The following is a 10,261-nucleotide window of genomic DNA, read 5'->3' on the forward strand; positions in this document are numbered from 1 at the left end:
ATGGCGAGGCTGTTCTGGATCGCGGTCGGCGCCGGTGCCGGCGTCTGGGCCGCGCGCAAGGTCAAGGACAAGGCGTACAAGTACACGCCCGAGGGCGTCGCCGACAATGTCACCGGCATCGGCGAGGCGATCAAGTACTTCGCGGACGAGATCCGCGCGGGCATGGCCGAACGCGAGCAGGAGCTCTACCGCGCGATCGGCGCGGACGTGGCCGCCGCGTCGTTGCCGCCCGCTCCGGTGCGGCGCGTGTTGCCCGGCAGCCGCGAACCGCACGACGACTGGCACGACGGGCGTGATCTGTACGACCCGCGTGAGCTGTACGAAGGCAAAGCAAGGTACGACCGAAGGGACGGCAGCTGATGGAATCGGCAGAGATCCGCAAGCGCTGGCTGCGCTTTTTCGCAGAGCGCGGACACACCGTCGTCCCCTCGGCCTCGCTGGTCGCGGACGATCCCACGCTGCTTCTGGTGAACGCCGGCATGGTGCCGTTCAAGCCGTACTTCCTCGGGGAGGTCAAGCCGAGCTTCAAGCGCGCCACCAGCGTGCAGAAGTGCGTGCGCACCCTCGACATCGAGGAGGTCGGCAAGACCACCCGACACGGGTCGTTCTTCCAGATGTGCGGCAACTTCTCGTTCGGCGACTACTTCAAGGAAGGCGCGATCGGCTTCGCCTGGGAGTTGCTCACCAACTCGATCGAGGAGGGTGGCTACGGGCTGGACCCGGAGAAGTTGTGGATCACCGTCTACCTCGACGACGACGAGGCCGAGCGCATCTGGCGGGACGTGATCGGCGTGCCCGCCGAACGCATCCAGCGGCTGGGCAAGTCGGAGAACTTCTGGTCGATGGGCGTGCCCGGTCCGTGCGGTCCGTGCTCGGAGATCAACTACGACCGCGGCCCCGCCTACGGCGAGGAGGGCGGCCCGGCGGTCAACGGTGAGCGCTACCTGGAGATCTGGAACCTGGTCTTCATGCAGTACGAGCGCGGTTCGGGCACCGGCAAGGACGACTACCCGATCCTGGGCGAGCTGCCCGCGAAGAACATCGACACCGGGCTCGGCCTGGAACGCCTCGCGTGCATCCTGCAGGGTGTCGACAACCTGTACGAGATCGACACGTCGCGGATGATCCTGGACCGCGCCGCCGACCTCGCGGGCAAGACCTACGGCCAAGACCACAAGGACGACGTCTCGCTGCGCGTGGTGGCCGACCACGTGCGCACCGCCGTGATGCTGATCGGCGACGGCGTGGTGCCCGGCAACGAGGGCCGCGGCTACGTGCTGCGCCGGATGATGCGCCGGGCGATCCGCAACATGCGCCTGCTCGGCGCCTCCGGCGAGACGCTGCACGACCTGGTCGAGACCACGATCAAGGCGATGGGTCCGCAGTACCCGAACCTGATCGAGGAGGCCGAGCGCATCGACGCGGTCTCGGTGGCCGAGGAGAAGCGCTTCCTGACCCGCCTTCAGGAGGGCACCGCACTGCTCGACGAGTCGATCGTCAAGGCGAAGAGCTCCGGCTCCGCGGTGCTCCCGGGCGAGGTGGCGTTCCTGCTGCACGACACCGAGGGCTTCCCGATCGACCTGACCCTGGAGATCGCCGCCGAACAGGGCCTGGCGGTCGACGAGGACGGCTTCCGCCGGCTGATGAACGAGCAGCGGCAGCGGGCCAAGAAGGACGCCCAGGCGCGCAAGCAGGGGCTCGCCGACCTCTCCGTCTACCGCGAGGTGGCGGACTCGGCCGGTGGCACCGAGTTCACCGGCTACCACGACACCTCGGGCGAGGCGACCGTGGTCGGCCTGCTCGTCGACGGTGTGCCCGCGCCCGCCGCGCACGAGGGCGACGAGGTCGAGGTGATCCTGGACCGCACCCCCTTCTACGCCGAGGGCGGCGGCCAGCTCGCCGACACCGGCCGGATCCGGCTGGACACCGGCGCCGTGGTCGAGATCCGCGACGTGCAGACCCCGGTGGCCGGCGTCACGGTGCACCGCGGCCGCGTGCAGGTCGGCGAAGTCCTGGTCGGCGCTCAGGCGTCGGCCCGGATCGACAACAACCGGCGGAACGCCATCGCGCGCGCCCACAGCGCGACGCACCTGACCCACCAGGCGCTGCGCGACGCGCTCGGCCCGACCGCGGCGCAGGCCGGCTCGGAGAACGCGCCGGGCCGCTTCCGGTTCGACTTCGGCGCACCGGGCGCGGTGCCCGGCAGCGTGCTCACCGACGTCGAGCAGAAGATCAACGAGGTGCTCGCGCGCGACCTGGACGTCACCGCCGAGGTGATGTCGATGGACGAGGCGAAGAAGCAGGGCGCCGTGATGATGTTCGGCGAGAAGTACGGCGACCGGGTCCGCGTGGTCACCATGGGGGACTACTCCAAGGAACTGTGCGGCGGCACGCACGTGCACAACACCGCCCAACTGGGCCTGGTCAAGCTGCTCGGCGAGTCCTCGATCGGCGCCGGCGTGCGTCGGGTCGAGGCGCTGGTGGGCGCCGACGCGTACAACTTCCTGGCGCGCGAGCACACCATCGTCAACCAGCTCACCGAAGTGGTGAAGGGCCGCCCGGAGGACCTGCCCGAGCGGGTCGCCTCGATCATGGCCAAGCTGCGCGACGCGGAGAAGGAGATCGCGGCGCTGCGCGGTGCCCAGGTGCTCCAGGCCGCCGCGGGTCTGGTGGACGGTGCCCAGGACGTGCACGGCGTCGCACTGGCGACCGCGCAACTGCCGGACGGCACCACGCCGGACGACCTGCGCAAGCTCGCGCTGGACGTGCGCGGCCGGCTGGCGGCGCGCCCGGCGGCGGTCGCGGTGGTGTCCGTGGTGAACGGCAAGCCGATGGTCGTGGTGGCCGCCAACGAGGCCGCGCGCGAGCGTGGCGTCAAGGCCGGCGAGCTGGTGCGGGTGGCCGCGCAGACCCTCGGCGGTGGCGGCGGCGGCAAGGACGACGTGGCCCAGGGCGGCGGTTCGGACCCGACCAAGGTGGCCGACGCGCTGGCCGCAGTCACCCGGACAGTCTCCGAACGCGCCTCCTGAGTCGTCCCCTACCCTCGTTCCCCCGGTGTGTGTGGAAGTCTGGAACCGGACTCCCGTACCACCGGGGGACTTGTATGACCGGGCGGCATGCCCGAATAGTTCAATGACGCAGAGTTCTGTGACGGAGAGCCGACCTTGAGACGCGGAGTACGAATTGCGGTCGACGTGGGAGACGTTCGGATCGGCGTCGCGGCCAGTGATCCGCACGGCTTGATCGCCACCCCGGTGGAGACCGTGCCCGCAGGCAAGCGCGACATCGCCCGGGTCCTGGAGATCGTCGCCGAGTACGAGGCGATCGAGGTGGTGGTCGGACTGCCGCGTTCGCTCTCCGGCAAGGAGGGCGCCGCAGCGGCCAAGGCCCGGCTGTTCGCCGGCCGCCTGGTCGCCGCGCTCGACCCGGCGATCGGAGTACGCCTGGTGGACGAGCGGTTGACCACCGTCACCGCCACCCGCGGTCTCCAGGCGTCCGGCGTCAAGGCGAAGAAGGCCCGCGGCGTCGTCGACCAGGCGGCCGCGATCGTGATCCTGCAAAACGCGCTCGACACCGAGCGCGGTTCCGGACGTCCTCCGGGCCTGGCCGTGTCACCTGCCCCGGCCGGGTCCGTCTCCGACTCTGAAAGGCCCACGGCATGAGCGATCTCGGACTGCGCATGGAGTCGGAGCCGCGCAGCCGGCGACGCGGTAAGGACGACAACTCACGGGGCGGCCGGCGCGGCCGGGGCCGGAAGAAGAAGAACCGCAGCGGTTGTGCGGTCTCCCTCGCGCTCGTGATCGTCCTGGCCGTCGTCGGCGGCGGTGGCTACTGGGCCTACGGCTTCCTGAAGGACCGTTTCGGCCCGCCGCCGGACTACAGCGGCAGCGGCTCGGGCACGCTCGTCGTCGAGATCAAGCAGGGTTGGGCCACCCCCCAGATGGCCAACGAGCTGAAGCGGGCCGGCGTCACCAAGAGTGTCGAGGCGTTCACCAAGGTCGCCCGCGAGGACAAGGACCAGCGCGCGTCCAAGATCCAGCCCGGCGCGTACACGATGGCCAAGCACATGTCCGCCAAGGCCGCCTTCGAGATCCTGGTCAACCCGAAGAACAAGCAGGACTTCATCCTCAAGCCCGGCGCGCGCTCGGCCCAGGTCTTCGAGTCGCTGGCCAAGACGCTCAAGGTGCCGAAGGAGAAGGTCGAGGCCGCCGCGAAGGACCCCTCGCTCGGACTGCCGGACTACGCCAAGGGCAACATCGAGGGCTTCCTGTTCCCGGCGTCCTACGTCGCGGCCCCCGGCATGGACCCGCTCGTGGTGCTCAAGGACATGGTCGCCAAGGCGGTCAAGGAGTACGACAAGGACGGCCTCCCGGCGAAGGCCCAACAACTGAACAAGTCGCCCTACGACCTGATCATCATCGCCAGCCTGGTCGAGGCCGAGGGCAAGACCACCGACGACAAGGGCAAGGTCGCCCAGGTCATCTACAACCGGCTCGGCAAGAACATGTCGCTGGGGCTGGACTCGACGGTCAACTACTACCTCGGCAAGAGCAACATCCAGCTCACCAACAAGGAACTCAACGACGCGAGCAACCCGTACAACACGCGCGTCAAGAAGGGCCTGCCGCCCGGTCCGATCGGCAGCCCGAGCAAGGCCGCGATCGACGCGGCGGTGTCGCCGCCGGCGGGCAAGTACCTGTACTTCGTCACCGTCGACCCGATCGCGGGCACCACGAAGTTCACCGACAACGACAGCGAATTCCAGGAGTTCAAGGGCGAGTTGAACAAGTGGATCAAGGAACACCCGAGCCCGTGACGACCCCGACACCGACCCCGATCCCGCGCCGGGCCGCCGTGCTCGGCTCGCCCATCCGGCACTCGTTGTCGCCGGTCCTGCACCGGGCCGCGTACGCCGAACTGGGCCTGACCCACTGGTCCTACGACGCGTTCGAGGTCGACGAGGCGGCCCTGCCGGGCTTCGTCGCCGAACTCGACGCGTCCTGGGCCGGGTTGTCCTTGACCATGCCGCTCAAACGGGCGATCCGTCAGCTGCTGGACGAGATCGAGCCGGTCGCGCGCGACGTGGACGCGGTGAACACCGTGGTGTGCGCCGCCGACGGCCGGCGACTCGGTGCGAACACCGACGTGCCGGGCCTGGTCGCGGCGCTGCGCGAACGCGGCGTGCACCGGGTCGAGTCGGCGGCCGTGCTCGGCGCGGGCGCCACCGCGACCTCGGCGCTGGCCGCGTTGCGCGAGATCACCGACGGGCCGGTGCGGGTGTACGTGCGCGGCGAGGAGCGGGCCCGCGAGATGCGGGTGGCGGGCGAGCGGCTGGGCGTCGCGGTGCGGGTGTGCCCGTGGACCGAGGCGGCCGAGGCGCTGCGCGCGCCGCTGGTGGTGGCCACCACGCCCAAGGGCGCGGTGGACCACCTCGCGATCGAGGTGCCCACCGGGCCCGGCGTGCTCTTCGACGTCGTGTACGACCCGTGGCCCACCGCGCTCGCGGGTGCGTGGGGCCACGCGGGCGGCACCGTGGTGGGCGGGCTCGACCTGCTCGTGCACCAGGCGGTGCTCCAGGTCGAGCTGATGACCGGACGGCCGGGGCCGTTGGCCGCGATGCGCGCGGCGGGCGAGGCGGCGTTGGCGGGGCGGGGTTGAGCACACGGGGTTGAGCACATGGGGTTGATCGGTCGGGGTTGATCGGCGCGAGCCGATGGCCGCCGGGGTCCGCGTGACCCGGGCGGGTCGAGGCGGGCGGGTCGAGGCACGGCCGGTCGAGGCCGGGCGGATTTCGGCCCGACCGATCGGCGTGCCCTCGGTCGAATCCGTCGTCCCCAGGCAGCGGGATCCTTGCGATCATCGGATCGGCCCTGGGTACGACGGAACGTGACCGGCATTGGATTCTGCGTATCGTCACAGGCGTGTTCCTCGGCCTCACTCTCGTTTGCGCGCTGCTCGGCTTCGTCGCCGGGCTCGGTCTGCCCCGTCCCATCCATCTCCTGCTCGGTCAGGGCGCCGGCCCGGGGCCGCGCTCGCCGGTCGTCGCCGAACCGGTGACGGCGGCCACCGGGCGGTTCGGTCCGCTGCCGGTCGCCGCGCTGACCGCCCTGGTCTGCGCCCTGCTGGCCTGGCGGCTCGGGCCGGGCCTGGACCTGCTCGCGTTCCTGGTGCTCGCGGTCGCCGGCATCACGCTGGCCATCGTGGACGTGCGCACGTTGCGATTGCCCGACCCGGTGCTGCTGGTGACGCTGGCCACCGGGTTGACCCTGCTGGGCATGGAGTCGCTCGCCCTGGGCGACTTCACCGCCTACCGACGGGCCCTTCTCGGCGGCGTCACGCTGGCCGGATACCACGTGTGCCTGGCCGCGCTGTCCCGCGGCAGCCTGGGCATGGGCGACGTCAAACTCGCCGGCGTGCTCGGCCTGCATCTGACCTGGCTGGGCTGGGGCGTGCTGGTCACCGGCGCGTTCCTGGCGTTCCTGCTCGCCGGGCTCACCGCGACGGTGCTGATCTCGGCCGGGCGGGTGCGTCGGGACAGTCGGCTGCCGTTCGGGCCCTGGCTGCTGCTCGGGGCGCTGGGCGGGGTGTTGTGCGGCACCGAGTTGTCCCGATTGCATCTCGCCTGGTGAGACGACTCCGGCTCGCGCGGCGGCTGTCCGACACCTGGACGCGGCGATGAGGGCCCGCCGCCGGCATGAAAGGATTCGGGTGGACATCCGCCGGGCGCAACCGGGACGGCCCCCGTGGCATCCCCCGGACGCGGTATGCGGCAAGCGCAAAAAGGAGCATTCGTGGGCAACCTACGCTGGCTGACCGCCGGGGAGTCGCACGGCCCCGCACTCGTGGCCACCCTCGAAGGGCTGCCCGCCGGCGTGCCCATCACGACCGACCTGGTCGCGGACGCGCTCGCGCGCCGCCGGCTGGGCTACGGGCGCGGCGCGCGGATGAAGTTCGAGCGCGACGAGGTCACCTTCCTCGGTGGCGTCCGGCACGGCCGCACCCAGGGCGGCCCGGTGGCGATCATGGTCGGCAACACCGAGTGGCCCAAGTGGGAGACGGTCATGTCGGCCGACCCGGTGGACCCCGAGGTGCTCGCCGCGCAGGCCCGCAACGCCGCGCTGACCCGGCCCCGCCCCGGCCACGCCGACCTGGCCGGCATGCAGAAGTACGGCTTCGAGGACGCCCGGCCGATCCTGGAGCGGGCCAGCGCCCGGGAGACCGCCGCCCGGGTCGCGCTCGGCGCGGTCGCCAAGGCGTTCCTGGAGCAGGTGGCCGGCATCCGGATCGTCAGCCACGTGGTCGAGTTCGGTGCGGCCAAGGCACCCGCGGGCGTGCTGCCCGGCCCCGACGACACCGAGCGCCTGGACGCCGACCCGGTGCGCTGCTACGACCCGGACGCCTCGGCCGCGATGGTCGCCGAGGTGGACGACGCGCAGAAGGCCGGGGACACCCTCGGCGGCGTGGTCGAGGTGCTCGCCTACGGGCTGCCGCCGGGCCTGGGCAGCCACGTGCACTGGGACCGTCGGCTCGACTCGCGGCTCGCGGGTGCGCTGATGGGCATCCAGGCGATCAAGGGCGTCGAACTCGGCGACGGCTTCGAACTGGCCCGGGTGCGCGGCTCGAAGGCGCACGACGAGATCGTCAACACCCCCGAGGGCGCCAAGCGCACCTCGCACCGCTCCGGCGGCGTCGAGGGCGGCATGTCCACCGGCGAGGTGTTGCGGGTGCGTGCGGCGATGAAGCCGATCGCCACCGTGCCCCGCGCACTGGCCACCTTCGACGTGCGCACCGGCGAGCCCGCGCAGGCACACCACCAGCGCTCCGACGTCGCGGCCGTCCCGGCCTCCGGCATCGTGGCCGAGGCGATGGTCGCGCTCGTGCTGGCCGACCTGGTCACCGAGAAGTTCGGCGGCGACTCGGTCGCCGAAACGACCCGCAACGTGCGCGGCTACCTGGACGCGCTGGAGATTCGGTAGCGCGATGGCGGACACCGGGGACGCAGGGGACATCGAGACGGTGCACAGCGAAGACGAGGGCGCCCGCCCGCTGGTGGTCCTGGTCGGGCCGCCCGGCGCGGGCAAGACGACGGTGGGCCTGCTGCTCGCCGAGGCGCACGGGGTCGGCTTCCGCGACACCGACGCCGACGTCGAGGCGCGGGCCGGCAAGTCCATCCCGGACATCTTCGTCGACGAGGGCGAACCGCACTTCCGGGCGCTCGAACACGAGGCGGTCGCCGCGGCCCTGGTCGAACACACCGGTGTGCTCGCGCTCGGCGGCGGCGCGATCCTGGACGACGCCACCCGGGTGCTGCTGAAGGGGCATCGGGTGGTCTTCCTGGAGGTCGACATCGCGGACGCGGTCAAGCGGGTGGGGCTGGACGCGCCGCGCCCGCTCCTGGTGGGCAACCCCAGGGCCCGCTGGCGCGAGTTGATGGAGCAGCGCCGACCGCTGTACACCGAGGTCGCCGCCGTCACGGTGAACACCGCCGGGCGCACCCCGCAGGACGTGGCAGCCGAGATCCGGGTCGGCCTCGGCCTCGCCGGACGGACCGCCACCGACCCGACCCCATCCGGGCGGACCGTGCCCGAGAAAGACGTGAATCGATGAGCGGCAACCCCTCCGAGCCCGTCCGGATCCGCGTCGGCGGCGGCGCGGAGCCCTACGACGTGCTCGTCGGCGCCGGCCTGCTCGGCGAACTCGCGGGCCTGATCGGCACCGCCGCCCGCCGGGTGGCGATCCTGCACCCCGAGGCGCTGACCGCAACCGGCGAGGCGGTCCGCGAGGACCTCGCGGCGCAGGGCTACGAGGCGATCGCGATCCAGGTGCCCAACGCCGAGGAGGCCAAGGACGTCGCGGTCGCGGCGTACTGCTGGTCGGTGCTGGGGCAGACCGGCTTCACCCGCTCCGACGTGATCGTCGGCATCGGCGGCGGCGCCACCACCGACCTCGCCGGCTTCGTCGCGGCCACCTGGCTGCGCGGTGTGCGCTGGATCGCGATGCCCACCACACTGCTGGGCATGGTCGACGCGGCCGTCGGCGGCAAGACCGGCATCAACACCGCCGAGGGCAAGAACCTGGTCGGCGCGTTCCACCCGCCCGCCGGCGTGCTCGCCGATCTGGCCACGCTGGAATCGTTGCCGCGCAACGACTACGTCAGCGGACTCGCCGAGGTGATCAAGGCCGGCTTCATCGCCGACCCGGTGATCCTGGACCTGATCGAGGCCGACCCCGAGGCGGCCCGCGCTCCGCAGGGCAAGGACACCGCCGAGCTGATCACCCGCGCCATCCGGGTCAAGGCCGACGTGGTCTCCGGCGACCTCAAGGAAGCCGGCCGACGGGAGATCCTCAACTACGGCCACACCCTCGCGCACGCGATCGAGAAGGCCGAGCGCTACAAGTGGCGGCACGGCGCGGCGGTCAGCGTCGGCATGGTCTACGCGGCCGAACTGGGCCGAATCGCGGGCCGCCTGGACGACGCGACCGCCGACCGGCACCGCACCGTGCTCGCCTCGGTCGGCCTGCCGCTGACCTACCGCGGCGACGCGTGGCCCAAGCTGCTGGAGACCATGCGCGTGGACAAGAAGTCGCGCGGCGACATGTTGCGCTTCATCGTCCTGGACGGCCTGGCCAAGCCGGTCGTCCTGGAGGCTCCCGACCCGACCTTCCTGGTCGCCGCCTACGCCGAGGTGTCGGCGTGAGCGCGCGCCGGGTGCTCGTGCTCAACGGCCCCAACCTGGGCCGACTGGGCAGCCGCGAGCCCGACGTCTACGGCGCCACGTCGTACCAGGCCCTGGTCGCCGAGTGCGCGCGGCTCGGCGCCGAACTCGGCTTCGCCGTCGAGGTCCGCGAGACCAACGACGAGGGCGAGATCATCCGCTGGATGCACGAGGCCGCCGACGGCCGCGTCCCGGTGGTGATGAACCCCGGCGCCTTCACGCACTACTCGTACGGTCTGCGCGACGCGGTGGCCCAGCGCACCGCGCCGTTCATCGAGGTACACATCTCCAACCCGTACGCGCGCGAGAGCTTTCGCCACACCAGCGTGGTGGCCGCGGTCGCCAGCGGCACCATCGCCGGTTTCGGCATCGGCTCCTACCGGCTCGCGCTGCGCGCACTGGCCGAGGAACTCGACGGCTGACCGGGACGGGGGCCCCGGGGCCCCCCCCGGGGGGGCCCGGGGGCCCCCCCCCCCCCCCCCCCCGCCCCCCCGGCCCCCAACCACCCCCCGATCGCCGCGGCCACCACCCCCAGAGCCAGATAA

Annotated in this window: 10 protein-coding genes; all 10 read left to right on the forward strand. The window is 71.8% G+C overall.

All coding sequences use genetic code 11. The features are described from left to right. The 10 genes from ACH4U8_RS30650 (at window position 1) to aroQ (ending at window position 10,138) form a co-directional block, all read left to right on the forward strand. Window positions 1-360 (forward strand): DUF6167 family protein, encoded by a 360-nt coding sequence (locus ACH4U8_RS30650; RefSeq protein WP_360313697.1) that lies wholly within the window; start codon window positions 1-3, stop codon window positions 358-360. Continuing rightward, window positions 360-3,029: an alanine--tRNA ligase gene (gene alaS / locus ACH4U8_RS30655; RefSeq protein WP_395781589.1), complete on the forward strand. Its 2,670-nt coding sequence runs from the start codon at window positions 360-362 to the stop codon at window positions 3,027-3,029. Before ACH4U8_RS30650 ends, alaS begins: the two co-directional genes overlap by 1 nt. A 135-nt stretch (window positions 3,030-3,164) precedes the next feature. Next, entirely contained in the window at window positions 3,165-3,662 is a 498-nt protein-coding gene (gene ruvX, locus ACH4U8_RS30660) for a Holliday junction resolvase RuvX (protein ID WP_360313693.1), read from the forward strand. Beyond that, window positions 3,659-4,816, forward strand: a complete 1,158-nt coding sequence (gene mltG, locus ACH4U8_RS30665; RefSeq protein ID WP_360313691.1) for an endolytic transglycosylase MltG — start codon at window positions 3,659-3,661, stop codon at window positions 4,814-4,816. Before ruvX ends, mltG begins: the two co-directional genes overlap by 4 nt. After that, a complete protein-coding gene (locus tag ACH4U8_RS30670; RefSeq protein WP_395781591.1) occupies window positions 4,813-5,658 on the forward strand; it encodes a shikimate dehydrogenase in 846 nt (281 codons plus the stop codon). Before mltG ends, ACH4U8_RS30670 begins: the two co-directional genes overlap by 4 nt. A gap of 263 nt (window positions 5,659-5,921) precedes the next feature. Beyond that, complete coding sequence (locus tag ACH4U8_RS30675; RefSeq protein WP_360313687.1) at window positions 5,922-6,629, forward strand: A24 family peptidase; 708 nt, start codon at window positions 5,922-5,924, stop codon at window positions 6,627-6,629. 162 nt (window positions 6,630-6,791) lie between these two features. Further along, window positions 6,792-7,976 carry a chorismate synthase gene (aroC, locus tag ACH4U8_RS30680; RefSeq protein WP_360313685.1) on the forward strand — a complete coding sequence of 395 codons (1,185 nt, stop codon included), beginning with the start codon at window positions 6,792-6,794 and terminating at the stop codon, window positions 7,974-7,976. Between the two features lie 4 nt (window positions 7,977-7,980). Continuing rightward, on the forward strand, window positions 7,981-8,607 hold the full coding sequence (locus ACH4U8_RS30685) for a shikimate kinase (protein WP_395781593.1): 627 nt from the start codon (window positions 7,981-7,983) through the stop codon (window positions 8,605-8,607). Next, on the forward strand, window positions 8,604-9,698 hold the full coding sequence (gene aroB / locus ACH4U8_RS30690; protein ID WP_395781595.1) for a 3-dehydroquinate synthase: 1,095 nt from the start codon (window positions 8,604-8,606) through the stop codon (window positions 9,696-9,698). The genes ACH4U8_RS30685 and aroB overlap by 4 nt, the downstream gene beginning before the upstream one ends. Beyond that, window positions 9,695-10,138, forward strand: a complete 444-nt coding sequence (gene aroQ, locus ACH4U8_RS30695; RefSeq protein WP_360313679.1) for a type II 3-dehydroquinate dehydratase — start codon at window positions 9,695-9,697, stop codon at window positions 10,136-10,138. Before aroB ends, aroQ begins: the two co-directional genes overlap by 4 nt. Window positions 10,139-10,261 lie beyond the last annotated feature (123 nt).

This window comes from Embleya sp. NPDC020886 (assembly GCF_044333915.1).
Taxonomy (GTDB): Bacteria; Actinomycetota; Actinomycetes; order Streptomycetales; family Streptomycetaceae; genus Embleya.

Coding starts and splice junctions, on each gene's coding strand:
- ACH4U8_RS30650 (WP_360313697.1), top strand. CDS start 1: ATGGCGAGGCTGTTCTGGATCGCGGTCGGCGCCGGTGCCGGCGTCTGG.
- alaS (WP_395781589.1), top strand. CDS start 360: ATGGAATCGGCAGAGATCCGCAAGCGCTGGCTGCGCTTTTTCGCAGAG.
- mltG (WP_360313691.1), top strand. CDS start 3,659: ATGAGCGATCTCGGACTGCGCATGGAGTCGGAGCCGCGCAGCCGGCGA.
- ACH4U8_RS30685 (WP_395781593.1), top strand. CDS start 7,981: ATGGCGGACACCGGGGACGCAGGGGACATCGAGACGGTGCACAGCGAA.
- aroB (WP_395781595.1), top strand. CDS start 8,604: ATGAGCGGCAACCCCTCCGAGCCCGTCCGGATCCGCGTCGGCGGCGGC.